Origin of the sequence: Chryseobacterium sp. ON_d1, assembly GCF_006829085.1 — a bacterium.
Lineage (GTDB): Bacteria > Bacteroidota > Bacteroidia > Flavobacteriales > Weeksellaceae > Chryseobacterium.
Genome location: NZ_BJTC01000001.1, coordinates 336324 through 358529, shown reverse-complemented (window position 1 = coordinate 358529; position 22206 = coordinate 336324). Strand labels below are relative to the sequence as shown.

Below are 22206 nucleotides of genomic sequence, written 5' to 3'. Positions count from 1 at the left end.
TATTATTTTTTCGCAATATGCAATTTTTTATTAATATCATCAAACGCGTTAAGCGTTTTGTCGAGATGTTCTTTTTCGTGTCTTGCGGTCACGCTCATCCTGATACGTGCATCTTTTCTTGGTACAGCCGGGTAAAGAATCGGGTTGGTATAGATTCCTTTTTCTATTAGTAGCTTTCCTGCTTCTCCTGTTACATAAGGATCTCCAATTTTTACAGGAATAATTGCGGAGCAGGTAATTCCGGTATCTAACCCTAAATCATCGAGCCCTTTTTTGAAATAGTTGATATTCTTCCAGAGCTTTTCTCTCCAGATAGGTTCTTCATCAATTAAATCAATAGCTTTTACGATTCCTGCGGATGATGGTGGTGCTGTTGCTGAGAAAATCTGCTGGCGGGATTGGAATCTGATGAATGCTGACAGTTTTTTATCTGCAATAACATATCCACCCAGGTTGCCGAAAGTTTTACTGAATGTACCTGTGATGATGTCTACTTTATCCAATAATCCAGCCTGTTCCAGAGTACCTCTTCCTGTTTCTCCAAGGATACCGACGCCATGCACATCGTCTACCATGAGAAAGGCATTGTACTTTTTCACAAGATTATAGATCTCATTGATACGGGAGGTGTCTCCATCCTGGGAATACACTCCATCTACAACAACGAGTTTCGTACGGTACAGATTTTCAGATACCTTCAAAATGTGTTCCAAAGATTCCAAATTATTGTGAGGAAATGTTTTTTTATTGGTAAAAGCACATCCTTCATGTACACTGGCATGTACAGCCATATCTAAAATAGCAAGATCTTCTTTCTGCATTAAGCACTGCAAAGTGGCGCTATTAGCAGTATACCCCGTAGTAAAGACCACGGCTTCATCTTCTGTTCGTTTAAAAAAACTGGAGATTTTTTTTTCCAAAGCATTGTGGTAATCAAAATAGCCACCGATAAGAGGAGTTGCTCCTGTACCTGTACCATATTTCTCTATTCCCTCAATAGCTGCCTGTTTTACTTTTGGGTGCTGTGTAAATCCCAAATAATCACTTGATACAAAACTAACAAATTCTCTGTTCTGGTCTGCAATATTTACATTCAGTATCGCATTGGTTCCTGAAGTATTCTTCAGTCTGTAATTCATGTGTCCATTAGACTTTACATAGTCTAAATATTCATAAAAAATTTCAGCCCTTTGAGCCATATCGTTATCTGGTATATTCTCAAAGTCTTTGATAGTTGCTGTTGTGAAATTGATGCTCATCCTTAATCTTGTTTGTTGTGGTTTAAAAAAAACAAATATATAACTATTTGAAGGGCTTAAGCTCCCTTATTAAGATTAAATATTATTAAAAACACAATAATTTATTCTTATGCGCTGGAAACCAAACTAATTTAATACACCTGTCTTTTTTAACATTTATTTCTATTGAATTAATTAGTTTTTTCTTACCTAAATTTAATAAAAAAAGTAAACAATAAAGAAATATTAATAGATAAATAATAAAAAAATGTGTTTATTTTTTCACAACCCTCTCATTTATAAAAGATTATTTTTTAACAATTTTAACAAGATAATTCACTACATGTATATTTACAGCCCTATTCTATATGATTAAATCCCTACCTAAAGAAAAATCCGGTCATCCTTTTTGGCTGAAGAAACAAAATGTATTTAAAGGCTGGACTTTCTGAACGCTCCCGGAGTAGAGCCTGTCATTTTTTTAAAAAATTTTGAAAAATTGGATGGATCATAAGTGAAAATGCGGGCAATTTCTGCTATGGACTTATCGGAAGTAATGAGCATCTTCTTGGCCTGTTCAATAATTTTCTGATCATAAAAATAACAGGGATGCTGCCCCATTTCTTTCCTGACAGTATCTGTAAGATGTTTATGGGAAACAGCAAGCTCTACGGCAATTTCATTAAGCTCCATGAATTCAGGAGTAACTCCTGAAATAACATCCTGGATATGCCGGTCTAAAAAGGCAAAGTACTGAAAGGTAATTTCTTCACTTCTTTTCATCTGTAGGGTTACTGCTAAGTGTTGTAAAATATAAATTTAATCATAAGAAACAGAACAGCATGGTGAACTTTTCGGATATTTCAATCTGGCAACTAATAAAAACTATCTTTGAATGCCTGCACAGAATTTTTCACCTTCAGCTTCTCCAAAATATTCTGACGATGCCTGTTTACGGTATTGATACTTATAGACAATAGCCCTGCAATTTCTTTGCTGGCATATCCTTCTCCTACAAATTTCAACACTTCCATTTCTCTGGGGCTTAATATATTTCCATAATCAAGCTTATCTTTTACAACGATTTCTCCTTTTATTGTATTGATAATCATAAAATCAGAGGCTACAGATAAGCTCAGGGCAATATTATAAAGACAGAACGCCAGCCTTAACCGTCCGTTGTCCGGTGAATAGATGTAAAACATGCGATGTTTTACCCAGCAATACTCTTCATTTTTATTTTTTATCCTGATTTTCGAAACCACGCTGTAAGCTGCACGCTGGTTCATTTCCATGCCGTCCAGCAATTTGAAGAACCGGAGTTCATGGATGTATTTTTTCAAACGGTCATCAGGATGGATTTTTCCCAACATTTCTTCCTCCCAGATAGAATCTATCTCTGCAGGGTTATCTCTCATACTGAGCCCCAGTTCTGCTGCCGCTGCAGATTTATAAATATAGCTTTTATTTTCCTGCATATCGCTCAACACACATATAGCGCCTTCCATATGAGAATACGCCAGCGCTCTCTGCTTGTATATTTCTATATCAAGCATACATTTTTTACAGGTTGTATCCAGTAATTTATCACTGAGCTGTTCCCGGATCTTCATAATGGTTATTTATCAGTATTGATGCAATTGATGTTTAATAATACTTTTGCTAAAATAATAATTTACCCTTAGAACTTATCCATAAGAAAATGAAGAAATTGATTTTAGGCTTTTGTACAGTATTCCTTGTTCAAAAATTTTCCACACAGACTCTTGAGAAAATGACCTGGTTTAATGAACCTGAAAAATGGGAAATCAAAAATAACAGCCTGTCAATGTTTGTAACCCCTCAAAGTGATTATTGGAGAATATCCCATTATGGATTCACCGTAGATGATGCTCCTTTTTACTATACTGTTTACGGCGGCGAATTTGAGGCAAAAGTAAAAATAACCGGCAGCTACAAAGCGAGATTTGATCAGATGGGGCTGATGTTGAGAACAGATAAAGAGCATTATGTCAAGGCCGGAGTGGAATTTGTAGATGGCAAATATAACCTCAGCACTGTGGTTACCCACAACAAAAGTGACTGGAGTGTTATCACATTAGAAAAAACTCCCCCTGCAGTCTGGATAAAAGCTGTAAGAAGACTGGATGCAGTGGAAATATTCTATTCTTTTGATGATAAAAGTTATATCATGATGCGAAATGCACCTCTTCAGGATAATACTCCTGTCATGGTAGGCCTAATGGCTGCATGTCCTGACGGAGATGGGTTTAATGCAGTTTTTGAAAACTTCAAAGTAAAGCACTTGCCGGATCAGCGCAGATTAAAATGGCTTGAAACGAACAAATAACGATTGAATTACACTTCAATATACAGTCAATTTTATTCACCTCCCCACATTTACGGGAGGTTTTTTATGTTAATAATATTACTTAAAGCACTGTTCATAAAAAGAGACTGCATATGTTTGATATGATACAGTCTCTTTTATTTTTTTGAGATAAAACCGTTTGCGTTCTTAGAATCATTATTTACCATAAAACTTTTAAGGTTGTTATGATAATTTTTTTGCAAAAATATGAATATCCATAAGGCGTGGCAAAGATAACATGTAGAATAAACCTCAGTTTTTTGTCAAACTTTTACTACAAAAAGCAATTTAACATCACTTAAACCGTTAATCAATACATCTGTAAAAATAATAAATCCACATCACTATTTATTATTTATATTTTTTTTAAATAAATTATAAATCCGGTATATCACTGATATTTACGAAAAACTTTTTAAAATGAATGTCAAATAAATTTATCACTTATTATTGAAATACAATATTGCTTCAGAAAATTATCATGGTCCTCCTGCCGGAAAACCGGGATAAAACTTGCGCAAAACAGTCATAAGATACTTATTTATCGCCATAATTTCACTATTTTTACACAATCAAAAAATATAAAACACAAAAGACCAGAAAACTTCAATGATAAAAATTTATTCTCAATCGTTCCTGCCCGTTAAAAAAACTTTGACTTGTACAAATACTATTATTAACCGCCTATTGCTTTAGCAGCAGGCATTACATCAGTTTTGCACATATATGAGAATTTGGGCATTTATTTTTGCTTGCATATATTTAAACAGTTACGGACAGCGCCACACTTCTATGTGGTACAATACAGACAATGGGCTTCCGCAAAGCAGCGCAAAGGCTATTGTCAAAGACAAATATGGCTTTATCTGGATCTCTACAGACAACGGACTTGTACGCTATGACGGAAGTTCATTCATTACGTTTAACAATTTCAGGGTAAACAATCTCCGTTTTGAAGAGTTTACCGGCAATCCGCTTCTGGACAGCATCACTGTTATTAATAATTTTCAGGGAAATAAAATTATTATCAAAAACAGATTCCCCCAATTATGCAATAGCAAAAGAAGCGACAAAATCATGTATTCCAATAGTTCTGAGTCTATATATCGGATTGCGAATAATATTATAACATCAGATTTTAATAATGATTTTAAGTATTTTATACAACTCAAAAACTCAACATATTATTTTAAAGAAAAAAACCAGATCATTTATAAAGAGGGAAACAGGGGAATAAAAATTACAATTCCTTTTACCAACAGAGATCTGAACTATACTTTTGTGCTGAATGATACTCTTTACATTAATGATCTGAAAAGAAGAAAAACCTATTCTATCTACAGAGGAAATCTTTCAGTATCTGACAGGCCTACCCTTTTTAATGATCCTGATACCAAGATCTATTGGCAGCAGATCACCAATCAGACTTTTATAATCAATCATGACAATATTTATATTGTAAACAGCAATGGAAAGAACCCCGGTCTGAAATTTCTTGTCCAATTTGAGGAAATAGGCAGGCACTCTTACTGCTCTATGTTTTATGATAAGGATTTTGACAGACTGTATCTGGGAACGCTCAATAACGGTCTGAATATACTTCAACTTTCGAATTTTTATGTAGCGAAAAAAGAAGCCGATTTTTCAAACAACGTATTTTATGCCTCCCTTCCTTTCAGTGAAAACACGATTGTCACGGATGACGGAACTGAGTTTGGAAAAAACGGCTTTATTACCCAACGCCCATTCGGGGTAAATGACAACTATCTGATGTATGATAATTCCGGCAACATTCTGATCAGAAAAAAAAATAAAATAATAAGGTTTTATAAAAATTCGGAGTATAAAAAGAAAGACTCTGTCTTTATCGGTAAAGGATTTGAAACGTTCATGAAAAGTGGAAATCTTTATGCTGCAACACTTACTGACCGTTCAGGTACAAGGCTTAATGTTTATAAAAATGATCAGTTTGTCCATCCGGAAGTCAAGTATCAGTTTAAAAATCCGGTCAATGCTTTTTATCAATATAGTGAAAATGAAATCCTTGCAGGTTGTAGTGATGGACTGTATTTGGTAAAGACAGGAAATAATACAGTTACCCCTTTACTCAGAAACATCGAGGTAAAAAATATTATAAAGACCAGGGATAATCTCATCTGGATTACAACGAATAAAAACGGATTTTACCTCTTCAGGAACCAAAAACTTATCAGGATGCCGAATGACAGAAACAACCATCTGCAGTCGGCTCATTATATTCTTGAAGATCAGAAGGGATTTTACTGGATCTCCTCCAACAATGGACTTTTCAAAGTTCCTAAAAAGCAATTGCTTCAGTATGCCGAAAACAGAAAAACCCAGGTTTTCTATTACCGTTTTACCAAAAAAGACGGTTTCCTGACGAATGAGTTCAATGGGAGCTCTGAACCCAATGCCTATGCCCTTAAAAATGGAGATTTTGTATTTCCATCCATGGATGGCTTTGTATTTTTCAATCCGGAAAGTATTCATACTTATTATCCTGAAAGGAATAAGATCTATTTAGAAAGAGTAAAAATCGGAAATTCTGAGCCTCAGTATTTTTATCAGGTCCTCGATTTAAAAAATGACTATAAAACTGCAGATATTTTTATTGATATTCCTTATTTTTCTAATCTGGAAAATCTTTATATTGAAGCCAGAATATCAGGAAAAGAAAATTCTGAATGGGAGCAGGTAACAGCCGGAAAAGAGCTGAAATATACGATAAGCAATCTTTCTCCCGGAGAGTACACATTAAGTGTAAGAGTTCTGGTTTCTCCGGATGGCAGATATGAAGAAAAAAAAATACGCTTCAAAATTGAACCTCTTTTTTATCAGACACTGCTCTTCAGGGTATCAGCTTCTATTATTATTCTGATCCTCATCATTGTAATTGTACAGCTGACCACTAATTTTTTAAGAATAAAAAATAAAGCTTTAAAACAGCTTGTTCATAATAAAAATTCTGAACTTAAAGAAACCTCTCTTCATCTTGAAGTCGTGAAGAATAATCTGCAGAAAGAAACGGAATATCAGAAAAAACTGGTGGAAACCATCAGCCATGATATTACCACTCCGATCAGATTTATTGCCATGCTTTCCCAGAAGCTTCATGAATCTGATGATGTGGAGCTTCAGAAGAAATATTTTGACAGCATCTATAAATCTTCTGAACAGCTTTATCAGTTTACGCTCAATTTAAAGGAATATACTGAACTGTATAAGGCTGAAAACATTTTTGAGGAAAAGAAATATGTCATCAACAGAATCCTGGAAATCAAGAACAAATTATTTTATGAAATTGCGAAAGAAAAAGGGACGTCGATCACCAATCTTACAGAATATAAAGTGTATTCCCAGGTAAATGAAAGTATTCTAACCGCTATTATTCATAATATTCTTGACAATGCGGTAAAGAATACCACTGAAGGAAATATAACCCTGAATATTATAGAAAGCCAACAGAAATCTACAATAGTAATTGCTGATACAGGAACAGGTATGCCGGATGAACAGATTGCCGTTTATATGAATCTTTTCAGAAATCCTAAGCTGGAAACTCCCAGCTTCAAAGGAAAAGGGCTAGGCCTGCATATGGTAATCCACCTGGTAAAAAAGATCAATGCTGAAATCAGTTTCAGACAAAACACCCCAAAAGGGACTATTGTGGAAATAACACTCAATAAAAACTAACCCCTATGAATGAAAGAATTTTAATCGCTGATGATCACTATGTAGTAAGAGCAGGTACTTCACTGGTTCTTGAAACTGCATATCCGGGACTGAAAATAGATTTTGCCGAAAACTATGGTCAGGTAAAAAATAAGTTGGAAAATCAAAAATATGATCTTCTTATTTTGGATATTGACATGCCGGGAACCCAATATAAAAAAATGGTTCCGGAGCTTAAAAGCATACAGCATGACCTGAAGATCCTTATATTCTCAGGATATGATAAAGATGTCGCCATACAATATATCAGAGAAGGCGCTGAAGGTTACCTGAATAAACAGAGCAGTGAGGAGGAAATCAGAAATGCGGTGAAAACCGTTATTGAAAAAGGATATTTTTATCCGGCAGAACTCATCGGCCTTATCATTCAAAACAAAAGAAATAATCCTGTAGAAAAACTGTCTTCGCGGGAATATGAAATTTTCAAACTTCTTGCCGATGGAAATGGAAACCTGGAAATTGCCAATAAACTCAACATCCAGATGTCTACAGTAAGTACCTACAAAAAAAGAATTTTTCAAAAGCTTGATGTCAGTAACATTGCAGAGCTGATCAAAGTATATGAAATGATGCATTAAAGTAAAACGGGGCTGAAATCTCATTCTATTCCAGCCCCCAGAAAAAACACAAATCTTATCCGTTTTTAAACAGATAATCTATTATTTTTTTATATCATTGCATTTTTAGAATCATCGGGCAGCTTTATACAAAGCTGTCTAATAAAGTCTCTGTACAGAAAGATACAGCTCTCTTGTGTTGTCAGAGGTATTGGAGTCGGTTGTGGTTGCATTGCTGCTTCCTGTATTAGATTTGTTATCTACACGAAATGCATAGTACACTCTGTACCATCTTGGTTCCGGTTCCTGTATGGTGATATCAAACGTAACAGTCTCATTGTGTGTCTGGGTAAGATAGACGCCATCATCAAACTGTCTGTAGGCACCTGGTGACAATTTAATGTTTCCATTGTCAGAATCCCCGGTATGAGTCGACATTTCTGAAACCCAGATCTTCACATCTGACGTTCCTGCATTATACAGCCTCGGATTAAAAGTTGTAGCAGCCCCTGTTCCTGACGAATTGCCGTCAAACTGGGCATCAAGCCTTAAGAAACCTCCCAGGACAGGAAGATCTGAAAGATAGGTACTGGCTAAAATATTAGTCCCTGAAGTTCCCGCAGGGATACTCCCGTGGTAGTAAATTAAATCCCCTACAGTAATATCATCATCTTTTCCTCCAAATGCAAACTTCCACGTTGTTCCGTTAAACATATAATAACCGGCTTTATCTACTTTTGCTGTTTTTACAGAAGGCACGGTTACAGGCTGAGTCACATAAACCAATGCTCCGGTCTGTGCGGCCAAATAAACATCATCTTTAGCTTTCAGCTGATCTCCGGTTATTCTCGGAGCCATTACTCCATCGGGGATTGTTGCAACATCAGGTTTTCCTTCTACATGTAATGTTACTTTAGGAGAATCTGTATTGATACCTACCTGGGAATAAGCAACGATTGAAAGGCACATCATGACGCCGGAAAGAGTTAATTTTATTTTCTTCATTTTAGTATATTTGTTTAGAAATTATTGATTTATTAAAAGAAATCAATCATGCAGGCAATTGACATATCATCAATCAGCCTTAGTGAGCTAGCCTGGTGCAAAGTTATTCGCATTACTCAATCAATTTTGTGAATGACCAATGAAAAACAGGAAACAGCTCAACAAAACACAAATAATTAATAATCAAATATTTAAACCAGCCATTTTCCGAAATCTGGCTGAAATGAATTGTATTGTATGATTAAAAAAATTATCTCTTATCATAAATGACTGCCACTAAAGACATAAAAATAGAGCAGTACAAAAGACAGCTGGTTTATTACTACACCAGTCTGATGTCTGTTATTCTTGCCATATTTGCTTTAATATTCACTTTTATCATTCCGGATAAAGTGATGGCATGGTATCTATATGGAGGACTTTTTCTACTGGTCTATACTTACCTGATTGTACGTAAGACCTATTCAGTAAATGTCATGGTGCATTCTTACATCATTATTGCTACCCTATATAATTTTTATATCATGCTGGTTTTCTGGGATAACTCTATAGCAAGCTTTGTCTGGCTTATCCCTATTCCGCTGGCCGCATATGTTTTCTTCAAAAGAAAGTATGTTTTCATTTACAGTATGTTTGTTTTACTGAATATTGCAGCAGGCTATTTGATATCAAAAAACTTCAGCTTCAACTTCCCTCAGCACAGTCAGGAAGATGTCAGGGTGACAGATACAATCCTCATGATTTCCAACGTCGCGGTCATATCACTACTGCTGTACTTTAAGGATAAAATCAAGAGAGTTGAAATTTACCATGAAATTGAAGGAAAGACCCACACCCCTGAAGTTCAGGCCATTTCAGTGGCTGACAAAATACCTTTTGCTGATGAACTGTTTGAAAAAATTGAATCTGTGATGGAGGAAAAACAGCTTTATAAAGATGTTCATTTCAATATTTCAAAGCTTTCTACAGCAATGAATATCAACAGCAGCTATATTTCAAAATCAATTCGCGCGAAAGGGTATCCCAACTTCAACAATTATCTGAATAGGCATAGGATTGAATGTGTAAAAAGACTGCTCAATGAAAACGACATTGAAAAGGTTACTCTGATGTATATTTATACCGAGGCAGGATTCTCCAACCAGTCAACTTTCAACAGAGTATTCAAACAGATGGAAAGCATTACTCCATCAGAATATATCAGTAATTTACAGATACACTGATTGGGTTCACCAATAAAAATCATTGAGACAATAATTTTTAAATCAGGAAAATAATCCGGAAATTTACGGAATCTAATTTTTCTGTCAAACCACTGCACTATAATTGCAAACACTCATGAATTCATCTGAAAAAGCGATTCAGGGAAGCCGGCGTCTCCGATACATAAAACTTTGTATTTTCTTTTCAGGACTTTCGGTTTTTGCACAGCTTTATCTCTTCCAGCCTATGCTTCCTATGGCTGCTGAACAGTTCGGCGTATCTGTAGGGGATACTTCACTGCTTGTCTCCTCCTCCACTATAGGCATGGCATTGGGATTACTGTTTTTTGCTTTTAAGGCCGACAGTTACTCAAGAAAAAGTCTGATGGTCTTTTCATTGGTTTCATCTGCTGCACTTACCATTATTTCCACCTGGATCCCCAGCTTAAGCCTTCTGATTGCAATTGGCGTACTGAAAGGCTTTGTTGTTTCCGGAGTTTCAGCAGTGGCTCTTGCTTATCTTACAGAAGAAGTAAATGCCCTCGCAGTGCCTGCTGCTATCAGTATGTACCTCAGCGGTAATACAATCGGGGGAATGAGCGGAAGAATACTGGCCACTTTGTATGCAGGAGAATTCGGTTGGCGTAATGCTGTACTGCTTATCGGAATAGAAAGTCTTATTCTGGGTGCTGTATTCTGGAAACTTTTCCCGGAATCAAGGTTTTTCAACCCTCAGAAAACAGATTATCATCTTAAGGTAAAACAGATGAAATTTTTCCTAACCAATCCCTATATGCTTCGTTTATACCTTACGGCTGCATTACTGATGGGTGTTTTTGTAAGTGTTTATAATTATCTGACATTCAGATTAGAGGCAAAACCTTTCTCATTAAGTCATTTTATCATTGCTTTTATCTTTCTGATGTATATTTTCGGAGTCTTTGGAACTATGATTGTGGGCCGTCTTTCCAGAAAATTTCCCATGAACAATATCCTGAAGGGTTCTATCTTGTTTATGCTTACCGGAGCCGCATTGTTATTATCAGAAAACATTTATATTCTTATTTTTGGGCTTGGTCTTTTCACGCTTTCATTTTTTGCGGCACATACGATGGCCAGCCAAATGACTGCTCTGTATGCCAAACGCGGGAAATCCTCAGCAACTTCCATTTACTGGCTGTTTTATTATTTTGGTTCCAGTATTCTGGGAAGTGGTACCGGTTATGTTCTCCATGCTTATTCCTGGAATATCTTCATAGGTATTCTTATTGTGTCCATCATTATTGCCCTTCTCCTGACCACAGCGAATGTAAATCCAAGGGAAAAAATAAAGAACTGATACCACATATATACCACATTTGGTTTTCCAGAAAAATGCTATAATTCGCGTATTAGTGTACTATTTTAACACATTGTTAATTTTTTATAGTAAAAATTTAACCTAAGCTTCCATAAAACAGCGATTAACAATGTAATGCCGGGCATACTATTTGCTGTTTACTAGAGACCATATCATCACCTAAAAAAATCAAAATATTATGAACGTAGCAGATCTAAAAATCAAGAACTTAGTCGAGTACAAAAATCAGATTTATACGATCACTGAGATCTTTCAGAATGTCGACCAGGCTTATTTTGTTAAAATTGAAAATGATATTCAGAGTATTTCGGTCCCGGCCGCTTCCATCAAGCCTATCAGAATAACAGAAGAATGGCTAGAAAAGCTGGGATTTTCACGGACTGACAGCTCGGATCAGAGTATACGGTATGAAAGACCGGAAGCATTTATAAAATACGATATCGACCTGAGTTCCAAAAAAATAATGGAAGGGTTGAAAATATATGGAAACGCCATTAAATGTAAATACATCCATGAGTTTCAGAATATTTTCTCATGCTTATTCGGAAAAGAAACCGCTTTACATTATGGCTATTTGAAAACAGAATCGTAGTTAAATAGTTCTTAGTTGAAGAAGGCCACAATTTGCTTGCAAATTGTGGCCTTCTTTTTTAAAACTTTAGTAGCCAATCGCAAAAATAAGTAGGATTAAAATACACAAAAAACTTTCCATTCGCTATTGATAAATCAGGTTCCCGAAATTCTGGTTTATTTTTTTGCCTGTTTTCAATACTTATCGCCTCAATTTATCCTCTTAATACTGCATTTCATCCATCATTTCCTTCAGTCAATCATTTAACAGATTGATTAATAGTAAATTAAATAAATATTCAAGTTTCTTTGTGCTTTCAAAAAAGAAAAATATGATAAAGAAATGGATCATCATGGCAGCCCTTATGCAGGCAGCTCATACTTTTGCACAGATAGAAATCAGATCAGAATATCTGCCGGAGCAAAAATATATCAATGATAACCGCGACAAAACAGATGGAAAAAGTTCTGCCTTTACAACAACGCTCACAGCAACTATTCCTGTCAATGTAAAACCTACCGTTTATCATCAGCCCAGAATTTGGGCCGTAACTATGAATGCTTCCTATACCTCGTTCAGTAATAACGGTGCTGCTGCAGTGGCATTGCCTAAAGAAATAGCAGCAGCAGATCTGGGGGTTCTTTACATGACTCCACTTCATGAAAAACTGATGTTAATAGGAGGCCTTTCTACAGGAATATATTCTACCCACACTGATCTTAAGAAACTGGGAATAGATCAGGTTGTTGTGAATATCCATTCTTCATTGATCTGGCAGATAGGCCCCAAGATAAAAGTGGGCGCAGCTCTTATCGCCAATAATGCATTTGATAAACCTATGCTGATTCCCATGCCGTATTTTCAGTATCACAGTGAAAAAACACAAGGCATGGAATATCATGCTGAGCTGAGCTATACTCCGAAATTTTCTGTAGGATACCGATTTAATGAAGCACTTGCTTTACGCATTGTAAACCGTCCGAAGTTTTTCTTTGCGTTAACTGAAATTGATGGTCAGAAGAAATATTTTGATCACCATTATGTAAGCCTGGGCATGGAACCTGAGTATAAAATAAGAAACTGGACAGTAAATGGTGCATTTGGAGCTAATTTTGGGCGTACCGACCGATATAGAGACAGGCACCCCTCCCAATTCCTGAAATGGGGAAATGCTACTTTTGATCCTTCTTTTTACATTTCTGCCGGGATTAAGTATAACTTTGCAGGAAAATAAAACTAATTTCTCTATCTATTTACAGAAATGGCCACCCTATCTTATTATCAACTTTTATAATCAACTCAACATTAAATATGGATTTTGCTGAAATCTTCAGTGATCAGGAAACAAAGGCTAAAAAATATGTGATCATCCTCTATTATTTCATAGTCACCTCGATTTATACTGTTTACCAGATTTTTTTCTTCAACACCATTATGAAAAGCAGTATTCTGTCAAAAGTCAGCCTGTGGGATAATTTCCTGCTGCAGTTTGTACTGATATACCCTATTGTCCTGGTGATGACCTTGCTGGATTATCTGCTGATCAGGCTCATCAATGAGATCACTCCTATGCACACCAGTATGTACAGACATGCTTCTTCATTATTTGTAAGCAATATTCTGCTGTGCATCCTTTTGTATTTTGCTTTCAACTTTATTGTTACTGAAATATTTGATTTAGGAATCAGGCAATCGCTTTCTTATAAGTCAGGCCTTATTCTTAACATCACCGCCAATCTTCCCATTCTGCTGGTGCTTGATTTATTGTTTTATTTTCAGGCAGAGCGTAAAGCCATTAAAGCGTCTGAAAAGGCAAAACATGACATGCTGATGTATCAGTATAATGCACTGAGAGCTCAGGTAAACCCACATTTTCTTTTCAATTCCCTGAATGTACTTTCTTCTCTGATCTATGAAAATCAGGAACAGGCCAACAAATATACCAAGGCCCTGTCACAGATATACAGACAAGTTCTTTCTGTAAGCAAAAAACCGCTGAATACATTACAGGAAGAAATGCATTTCTTTCAGCAGTACCTGTTTTTAATGGAAATCAGATTTGAAAAAGGTTTTGCCATTGAGATCCCTTCTCTTCAACAGTGGGAGCACCGTAAACTGGTTGCCTTCAGTTTTCAGCTTCTTCTTGAAAATGCCTTCAAACACAATATAAGTTCAGCCGCAGATCCATTGCAGATTTCTATTTCTGCTGATGAAAACGGAATATCTTTCAGAAACAGAATATCTTTGCGAAATGACACAACCAGAGGAGAAGGGATAGGTCTGTCTTTTCTGAATACTCAGTACATCCGCTATCACAAAAAGCTGGAAATAATGAAGGAGCAGAATGAATTTATTGTCAAAATACCTTTTGTAGAATGAAAAAATACCTGATTATTGAGGATGAACGTCTTGCTTTTTCTGAGCTGAAGAGAATGATGGATAAACTCCGTCCGGAGCACATGCTGATGAAAAGAACCCAAAGCGTTCTGGAATCTGTTGAATTTCTTCAGGAAAACAGTCCGGACTTTATTCTGATGGACATCAGTCTTTCGGATGGAAGCTGTTTTGAGATATTCAATCATATTAAATTGGATATTCCTATTATTTTTACAACGGCTTATGATGAATATGCAATACAGGCTTTCAAAGTAAACAGTATAGATTATCTGCTGAAACCTATTTCTGAAGAAGATCTGGAACAGGCAGTCATTAAACTTGAAGGCCTGCATTTTGATAAAGAGCAAAAGGAAATAGGCATCCGGATGGTAGAATCTTCACTGATGAAAAAGGTAAAAAACAGATTTCTTGTACATTCCCGCGATGGATATCTGTATATAGAATCCGGAAATGTGGCTTATTTCTACAGTGAAGAAAAGGTAGTCATGCTTCATACCTTTGAGAATAAAAGGTATATTGTCAATTATACTCTGGATCAGCTGGAAGAACAGCTTGGAGAAGATTTATTCTTCAGGGTTTCCCGCAACTGTATCACTAACATTAAATCAATTAAAGGTATAAAAAAAGCAGCAAACAGCAGATTGAATATTGAGTTTAATCCTCAATGTCCCCATGAAGTGATTGTAAGCCGTGTAAGAGTTCAGAGCTTCCTGCAATGGCTGAATGATGATTAAAATAAAACATTCATTCTCCTGCTCATTCCGTACTTTTACAGTAAACTTAATCGTCATGATGAAAAAAGTAATCGTCTATCAAATTGATTCTTTTACCAAAGAAAAATTCAAAGGAAATCCTGCAGGAGTTGTATTAAATGCTGAAAATATGACGACTGAAGAAATGCAGCTGATTGCCAGAGAACTTAATAATTCTGAAACAGCGTTTGTTTTCAGACCCCATCATCCTGAAGAAAATTTTGATTATCACGTCCGCTATTTTACTCCTACTACAGAAGTTCCTTCCTGCGGACATGCTACGATTGCTGCACTCTATGCAAAAGCACAGGAAGATCAACTGGATTCCTGTACCATTAGAATACATACACCAATCGGGATATTACCGATTCATATTGAAAGAAATGACGATGATTATCTCATCACCATGACTCAGGGAAGATTTGAGCTGAGCCCTTCTTTTGATCCTTTAATGACCCAAAGAATCCTGCTGGCTCTGGGACTGACAATGGATGACCTTGATGAAAAATGTCCCGTACAAATTGCCTCTACAGGCCATTCAAAAGTAATGGTCGGCATCAAAAGCAATATGACTTTACAGCATCTGACACCCGACCTTAATACTTTGGCAAAGCTTAGCAAAGAAATCGGCTGTAACGGGTATTTTGTATTTACTTTTGAAACAGGAGAGAAAGAAATATTAACCAATGGAAGAATGTTTGCCCCTGCCATAGGCATTGCTGAAGATCCTGTTACAGGAAATGCCAATGGTCCCCTGGGAGGTTATCTTATTCAGAACAAAATCAAAGAAACCTCTGATGCCATTTTTGAGTTTACCGGAAAACAGGGCGAAGCCATCAACAGAATTGGTAAAGTGAAAGTACAAGTCAGTATACAAGACAGCCAGCCCCATATAATCCGTATTACCGGGAACGCAGTAAGTGTTTTCAGAACAACCATGGATTTGTAATAATATATTTAAATTAAAAAAATGTCCCTGTCAAAAATAATCAGTCGTCATTAAGGTGAATCAAAAAATTGAATACAATGAAAGAATTCTTATTAGTCTTTCGTGCAGACTACAAGTCTATGCCTAAGACATCACCGGAACAAATGCAGGCCAATACTCAAAAATGGATGAACTGGATTGCGGGAATCGCTGCTCAGAATAAACTGGCAGACAGAGGCAACCGCCTGGAAAGCACAGGACAGGTCCTGAAATCTGACGGATTAATTTCCGATGGTCCATATACTGAGATTAAAGAATCAATTATGGGGTATACAATCATCACAGCAGAATCTGTTGAAGAAGCAACAGCTTTATGCAAGGAATGTCCTATCCTTCTACTGGGTGGAAGTGTAGAAGTGAGAGCAATCAGTAAGCTGTAAATTTATTTTGGAAAAAACAAAAGCACAAGATCTTTATGATTTCATTTTTTATTGTGTTTTTGTTTTTCCAGAACCAATATAATTATCTTTGGTACAGCCTTTCACAAACTATGGTAAATCCCAATGAAATAACACCGCATTTATTCAGGACCGAGTACAGCAAAATTGTTGCTGTGCTGTGCAGAAGTTTTGATATAAAGCATATTGAAATTGCAGAAGATATTGCCAGTGAAACCTTTCTGAAAGCCTCAGAATATTGGGCACTGAACGGTCTTCCCGATAATCCTGCGGCCTGGCTTTACACCGTAGCAAAGAATAAAGCAAAAGATTATTTCAAACACCTTTCCGTTATTGAAAAAAACAAGCAGCAAGAAGTAAAAACATCTGATCATGAATATCAAATGATCGATTTTGACACCAAAAGCATTACAGACAGCCAACTGGAAATGATTTTTGCGGCCTGTAACCCCATCAATTCCCAGGAAACCCAGATATGCCTGGCTCTGCAGATTCTTTGTGGCTTCAGTGTGGAAGAGATTGCCAATGCTTTTCTATCCAAACATGAAACCATAAAGAAACGTTTACAACGGGGCAGAGAAGCTCTAAGAGCACATCATTTCAAAATAAATTCTTTAAGTGAGCAGGATATTCATAAGCGTCTGGAAACTGTATTAACTACTTTGTATTTACTGTTTAATGAAGGTTATTTTTCCAGAACCCATCATTTTTTAATCCGTAAAGATCTTTGCCTGGAAGCCATAAGACTCACGTTGATCCTCACTGATAACCCGTTCACCAACACCCCTGAAGCCAACGCATTACTGGCCCTGATGTGTTTTCAGAGTTCAAGACTCGAGGCCAGAACCAATGATGAAGGTGAAGCCATTCTTTTTGATGAACAGGACGAAACATTATGGGATAAAGCTTTAATAGAAAAAGGGAATTATTACCTGATAGAGGCTTGCCAGAGCAATAACTCTTCTGTTTCAAAATATCATCTGGAAGCAGGTATTGCCTATTGGCATACTTCATCAGCTGAAGATAAATGGCAGCACATTTTAGATCTGTACAATCAGCTTGTTATTATTGAATACTCCCCTGTCATAGGCTTAAACAGAACTTTTGCTTTTTCAAAAGTCTATGGAAAAGAGAAAGCAGTCATTGAAGCAGAAAAAATCAACCTTATCAACAGCGAATATTATCATGGATTAATGGGCTATTTATATAGTGAACTCAATACAGATAAAGCTATTTATCATTATGAAGAAGCCATCCGCCTGACTAAATCAAAACCGGAAAAACAAGCCATACAGAAACAGATTGATCTTTTAAGACAATCAAAATAAAAAGCCTCCAGTTAATGACTGAAGGCTTTCTTCAGTATTATTGATCATTTATGGCACTGAGAAACAATTCCTCTTTTCCTATGAGATAAAGGTTGATAAGCTCTTGTCTGTTGATCTGAAGTACATCACCATTTTTAATCTTATATTTTTTTTGCAGCGGTTTTTCATTACAGTAAACAGAATCTGTATCCAGCATCCGATTCAACTGAGAAGATGAAAGGCCTAAGCATTTTCTTATAACCGTTGAAGCTCTTATATTAAAATCCAAAAGGTACTTTATCTGAAAGAAAATCATTTCGCCGTCCTTATTCATCAGATCTTCGATAGAAAGATCATCATAAAGGATTTCATATTCTGCATTTTCCAGGTCTGCATCCACATTATTTTTTCTTCTTATTTCCTGTGAAAATGCATATTCCCATGCCAGTTTCTTATTATTCTCTGAAAACTTATCCAAAAGATCTTTACTGATGGATTCGGTCCTGATTCTTGAAAATACTGTCATATTGTAGGTATTGTTGCATTTTACACATCGGTAAATCAGCCATATATCAATATTCTTTTTTTGGGCATTCAGTCTGAATTTATCACTGCACTGGAATCTGTTGCTGCTACAATGACTGCATTTCTTTTTTAGTAAGGGAGTATTTTTTACTTTTACCTCCCAAATATATATTGTACTCATTACTTATAATCGTGCTTAATATTCTTTGTTGGATTTTTCCATATTATTCACGCATTACAAGGATTAGATGCATCCGGATTATAGCTCAAAGATTATTTCTTAAGCTATATCTTGTTGCATATTTCAGTTTTGCCCCATATTGTCAAAGCCAAAATAGCTGATATAAAGTCAACTTTAACAGGTAATACGATAAATAATATGATGAAATGAAAACCTGCCCGGATAGGATTACCCGAACGAAAGAATGATCAGCCTGTGGTTACTGAGACTGATACTAAGCTATAATAAGTTTAAGAGTGGTCCTCAAAACGAGTTATTTACTTGGTTATGGTAAAAATAATTAATTTTATCAAAGAACAGCATGTTTTTATATTAAATTCAAAAAAAATTTACTGCCTCATTTACCAAAAACATTTAGCTAGAAAAAAATGAACCATACAACAAACAAAATTTGAACCATACAACAAACCTGATTTTTCTGTTTCTGCCGAACTTTGTGGTATTAAAATCATCAAAATGAATCAGATTAATAAAATTTACATCAATGGCGAATTTGTTACGCCAAAAGGAACAGAAACTTTTGATCTTATAAGTCCGGTTACCAATCAAAAAACAGGGGAAGTTGTTCTGGGAAACGCAGAAGATACCCGAATGGCCATCGCTGCTGCGAAAAAAGCTTTTACAACATTTTCGAAAACGACAAAAGAAGAGCGTATTAATTTTCTTAAAAAGCTGCATGAATCGGTAAGCAAGCGTGAAAATGAGCTTGTTTCTGTGATGGTTAATGAATATGGAGGAACATTACAATTCTGCAGAATGAGTGTTCAGAATGCAATATCAGCATTTACAGCCACCATTAATACACTGGAATCTTATGACTTTGAAAAAACCGTGGGACATTCTAAAGTACGCTTTGAATCATTGGGCGTCGTTGGGATCATCACTCCATGGAACGCCAGCAACAGCTTCATCTGTAACAAACTGGCAACCGCCATTGCCGCAGGATGTACAGCGGTCATCAAACCCAGCGAAATGAGCGCAGCCCAGACCCAGCTGCTCACTGAGTGTTTCCATGAAGCCGGTTTGCCTGAAGGAGTCTTCAATATCGTTAACGGATTAGGGAATGTGGTGGGAGCAGAAATTACCCAGCATGCTGATATTGCTAAAATATCCTTCACTGGCTCTACCCTGACAGGAAAAGCCATTGCTAAAGGAGCTGTAGATACGATGAAAAGAGTAACTTTAGAACTTGGCGGAAAGTCTCCCAATATCATTCTTGAAGATGCCGATCTTGATCAAGTGATTCCTATGGCTGTTTTTGGGGCTTATATGAACAACGGACAGGCCTGTATAGCTCCTACCCGTCTGCTTGTTCCTGAAAACCGGCTGGATGAGGTAAACAAACTGGCTAAAAAAGCTGCAGAACAGGTAAAAGTCGGAAAACCTGATGAAGAGGACACTCTTGTCGGGCCTATGGTGAGTACCAGACAATTTGAAAGAGTACAAAGCTATATCCGTCTGGGGCAGGAAGAAGGAGCTACTCTGCTTGCAGGTGGTGAAGGTAAACCGCAAGGTCTTGAAGAAGGTAATTTTGTAAAGGCTACCATTTTCACCAATGTACGCAACGATATGCGTATTGCTCAGGAGGAAATCTTTGGTCCTGTACTATCTATCATTCCTTATGCAAATGAAGAGGAAGCAATTGCTATAGCCAACGACACGGCTTATGGCCTGGCAGCTTACATCAGCTCGTCTGATCAGGAACATGCGGAACGTATCGCTGCCCGTATTGATGCCGGAAGAATCTGTATCAACGGATTTTCACATGATCCTTACGCTCCTTTCGGAGGTTTCAAACAAAGCGGAATCGGCCGTGAATATGGGGTGTTCGGATTGGAAGCCTATCTGGAGCCAAAGGCTATCCTTATGTAACATTATATCATCACAGCACAATATTCTCAGGAATATTGTGCTGTGATGATGCTTAAAGTTTTGTAAGTTTGAAAAAGAATCGATCAAAAAAATAACTGCCTGACCTATGAGTGAAAATACAATTCCTTTTCCCATCAATTACTCCTGCCACTTTACAGAATTCAGGGAGGGAGAACAATTTGCACAGATCCATAGCCTGGGGCTTGTTCTTTCCGGAGAAATGGAACTGAATGATGGTATCACAAAAACGATATTTAAGGAAGGGGAACTCTATTCTGCGAGGAAAAACCGCTTGTTGAAGTTTGCCAAATATCCTCCTAAAGATGGAGAAATAAGAACAGTAACGATCTATTTTGATGAAGACATCTTAAGGGATTTCAGCCGTGAATATGGATATCAGGCTGAGAAGAAAGAAAATGTACCTGCGTATATAAAACCTGATCAAAAGGCATTAACTTCTTTTATGTACTCACTGCTTGCCTATGAGGAACTTCCTTCTTCCAGAGAGCTTCTGCGTCTCAAACAAAAAGAAGCCCTGCTTCTGATGCTGAATGATGATCCGGGTCTTAAGGATATTTTGTTTGATTTCTCGGAACCTCATAAAATTGATATTGAATCTTTTATGAACAGGAATTTTCATTTCAATGTCAATGTGGAGCGGTTTGCCTATTTAACGGGAAGAAGCCTGTCTGCTTTTAAAAGGGATTTTCAAAAAATATTTGGTCTTCCACCCAGACAATGGCTGCAGCTCCGAAGATTAAAGGAAGCTCATTTTCTGCTTACCCAAAAAGGGAGATCTGTCTCTGATATCTACCTGGATCTGGGATTTGAAAATTTATCCCATTTCTCTTTTGCCTTTAAAAAACAATTTGGATATCCTCCAAGCTCATTACAGGTTAAATAATTAGACCTCATCCAAAAAAAAGTACCTGAAAGCCAGAATTACCATAATGACTACAGCTATGGTCACAATCTTCACTTTCATATCACTTTTAAGGTTTTGCGGAGCGTAACGCAGTGTTTTTTCATCAAGATAAAAATCTTTGTACACTTCCGGGTCAATTTTCAGATCGGGACGAAATGCCTGTATACCCTTCAGAAAATGTCCGATAAGATCATATCGGTTTTTAAGTGGAATCACATCCAGGCTGACCAGTTTCTTTTTAGATTTCTGGTTTTCATCCTTTTCATATACATAGAGATTTTTTCTAAAATCACTGTATTTTCCGGAAGCCCGGGATTCAGAAAATATATCCTTTGTATAGGGATTATCACTTTTTACCAGATCATAATATTTGATTGCTGACAATACTTTATCGTTCCTGTTAAGAAACAGAATTCCCTGATGATTGATGAGCAGACCGCTGATTTTCTCATCCTTATTTCTGATCATTTCATAGGCCAGCCAACCCGCCAGTGATCCTGCAATACAAAAAAGGAAAAGGAATATCATAACAGCCTCACCTGTAGAGGGGGATGAAACAGCGTCAATAAAGAAACCCAATAAAATAACAGCGATGACTGCAAAAAGAGTAACAATGCTCCATCTCCATCTGGCTATATATTCGGGACTATAGGTTTCTGATCTCATTTCACGAAATGATTCTTTCATGATTTTAAAATATGTAGTTTGTTGGTTATAGGTTTTTCGTCAGCAAAAATAAGATAT

20 protein-coding genes are annotated in these 22206 nt (G+C 36.6%); 14 read left to right on the top strand and 6 right to left on the bottom strand.

The window, feature by feature from the left end; genetic code table 11:
* Positions 1 to 2 precede the first annotated feature (2 nt).
* The 3 genes from CRS_RS01500 to CRS_RS01490 form a co-directional block, all read right to left on the bottom strand.
* Positions 3 to 1259, bottom strand: a complete 1257-nt coding sequence (locus CRS_RS01500) for an aminotransferase class I/II-fold pyridoxal phosphate-dependent enzyme (protein WP_142722329.1) — start codon at positions 1257 to 1259, stop codon at positions 3 to 5.
* Between the two features lie 411 nt (positions 1260 to 1670).
* Positions 1671 to 2021, bottom strand: a complete 351-nt coding sequence (locus tag CRS_RS01495) for an AraC family transcriptional regulator (protein ID WP_142722328.1) — start codon at positions 2019 to 2021, stop codon at positions 1671 to 1673.
* A gap of 92 nt (positions 2022 to 2113) precedes the next feature.
* The gene (locus tag CRS_RS01490) at positions 2114 to 2851 is read right to left on the bottom strand and encodes a LuxR C-terminal-related transcriptional regulator (RefSeq protein ID WP_142722327.1); all 738 of its coding nucleotides are present in this window, start codon (positions 2849 to 2851) and stop codon (positions 2114 to 2116) included.
* Positions 2852 to 2940: 89 nt separating this feature from the next.
* Here CRS_RS01490 and CRS_RS01485 point away from each other — a divergent pair, with 89 nt between their 5' ends.
* From CRS_RS01485 to CRS_RS01475, 3 genes are all read left to right on the top strand, one after another.
* Positions 2941 to 3588, top strand: a complete 648-nt coding sequence (locus tag CRS_RS01485; RefSeq protein ID WP_142722326.1) for a DUF1349 domain-containing protein — start codon at positions 2941 to 2943, stop codon at positions 3586 to 3588.
* Between the two features lie 813 nt (positions 3589 to 4401).
* On the top strand, positions 4402 to 7323 hold the full coding sequence (locus tag CRS_RS01480) for a HAMP domain-containing sensor histidine kinase (RefSeq protein WP_172616977.1): 2922 nt from the start codon (positions 4402 to 4404) through the stop codon (positions 7321 to 7323).
* 5 nt (positions 7324 to 7328) lie between these two features.
* Entirely contained in the window at positions 7329 to 7940 is a 612-nt protein-coding gene (locus CRS_RS01475) for a response regulator transcription factor (protein ID WP_142722324.1), read from the top strand.
* A gap of 138 nt (positions 7941 to 8078) precedes the next feature.
* Here the strand turns inward: CRS_RS01475 and CRS_RS01470 are convergent, their stop codons facing one another.
* Complete coding sequence (locus CRS_RS01470; protein ID WP_142722323.1) at positions 8079 to 8924, bottom strand: hypothetical protein; 846 nt, start codon at positions 8922 to 8924, stop codon at positions 8079 to 8081.
* Positions 8925 to 9190: 266 nt separating this feature from the next.
* On the opposite strand from CRS_RS01470, the gene CRS_RS01465 reads away from it, so the two are divergent.
* From CRS_RS01465 to CRS_RS01425, 9 genes are all read left to right on the top strand, one after another.
* Positions 9191 to 10147: an AraC family transcriptional regulator gene (locus CRS_RS01465; RefSeq protein WP_142722322.1), complete on the top strand. Its 957-nt coding sequence runs from the start codon at positions 9191 to 9193 to the stop codon at positions 10145 to 10147.
* A 115-nt stretch (positions 10148 to 10262) separates the two neighbouring features.
* Positions 10263 to 11465, top strand: coding sequence for an MFS transporter (locus CRS_RS01460; RefSeq protein WP_142722321.1), 1203 nt, complete (start codon positions 10263 to 10265; stop codon positions 11463 to 11465).
* 199 nt (positions 11466 to 11664) lie between these two features.
* Positions 11665 to 12078 (top strand): hypothetical protein, encoded by a 414-nt coding sequence (locus CRS_RS01455; protein ID WP_142722320.1) that lies wholly within the window; start codon positions 11665 to 11667, stop codon positions 12076 to 12078.
* A gap of 310 nt (positions 12079 to 12388) precedes the next feature.
* Positions 12389 to 13291: a DUF6268 family outer membrane beta-barrel protein gene (locus tag CRS_RS01450; RefSeq protein ID WP_142722319.1), complete on the top strand. Its 903-nt coding sequence runs from the start codon at positions 12389 to 12391 to the stop codon at positions 13289 to 13291.
* A 77-nt stretch (positions 13292 to 13368) separates the two neighbouring features.
* On the top strand, positions 13369 to 14436 hold the full coding sequence (locus CRS_RS01445) for a sensor histidine kinase (protein WP_142722318.1): 1068 nt from the start codon (positions 13369 to 13371) through the stop codon (positions 14434 to 14436).
* Positions 14433 to 15188 (top strand): LytTR family DNA-binding domain-containing protein, encoded by a 756-nt coding sequence (locus CRS_RS01440; RefSeq protein WP_142722317.1) that lies wholly within the window; start codon positions 14433 to 14435, stop codon positions 15186 to 15188. The genes CRS_RS01445 and CRS_RS01440 overlap by 4 nt, the downstream gene beginning before the upstream one ends.
* Positions 15189 to 15243: 55 nt before the next feature.
* Positions 15244 to 16155 carry a PhzF family isomerase gene (locus tag CRS_RS01435; RefSeq protein ID WP_228451146.1) on the top strand — a complete coding sequence of 304 codons (912 nt, stop codon included), beginning with the start codon at positions 15244 to 15246 and terminating at the stop codon, positions 16153 to 16155.
* A gap of 77 nt (positions 16156 to 16232) precedes the next feature.
* A complete protein-coding gene (locus CRS_RS01430; protein ID WP_142722316.1) occupies positions 16233 to 16574 on the top strand; it encodes a YciI family protein in 342 nt (113 codons plus the stop codon).
* Positions 16575 to 16684: 110 nt separating this feature from the next.
* Positions 16685 to 17920 carry an RNA polymerase sigma factor gene (locus CRS_RS01425; protein ID WP_142722315.1) on the top strand — a complete coding sequence of 412 codons (1236 nt, stop codon included), beginning with the start codon at positions 16685 to 16687 and terminating at the stop codon, positions 17918 to 17920.
* Between the two features lie 37 nt (positions 17921 to 17957).
* On the opposite strand, the gene CRS_RS01420 is transcribed toward CRS_RS01425, so the two are convergent.
* On the bottom strand, positions 17958 to 18605 hold the full coding sequence (locus tag CRS_RS01420) for a DUF1062 domain-containing protein (RefSeq protein WP_142722314.1): 648 nt from the start codon (positions 18603 to 18605) through the stop codon (positions 17958 to 17960).
* 516 nt (positions 18606 to 19121) lie between these two features.
* On the opposite strand from CRS_RS01420, the gene CRS_RS01415 reads away from it, so the two are divergent.
* Both CRS_RS01415 and CRS_RS01410 read left to right on the top strand, forming a co-directional pair.
* Positions 19122 to 20537 (top strand): aldehyde dehydrogenase family protein, encoded by a 1416-nt coding sequence (locus CRS_RS01415; protein WP_142722313.1) that lies wholly within the window; start codon positions 19122 to 19124, stop codon positions 20535 to 20537.
* Between the two features lie 106 nt (positions 20538 to 20643).
* Positions 20644 to 21441, top strand: a complete 798-nt coding sequence (locus CRS_RS01410; RefSeq protein ID WP_142722312.1) for an AraC family transcriptional regulator — start codon at positions 20644 to 20646, stop codon at positions 21439 to 21441.
* Here the strand turns inward: CRS_RS01410 and CRS_RS01405 are convergent, their stop codons facing one another.
* Positions 21442 to 22149, bottom strand: coding sequence for a hypothetical protein (locus tag CRS_RS01405; RefSeq protein WP_142722311.1), 708 nt, complete (start codon positions 22147 to 22149; stop codon positions 21442 to 21444).
* Positions 22150 to 22206: the final 57 nt, after the last annotated feature.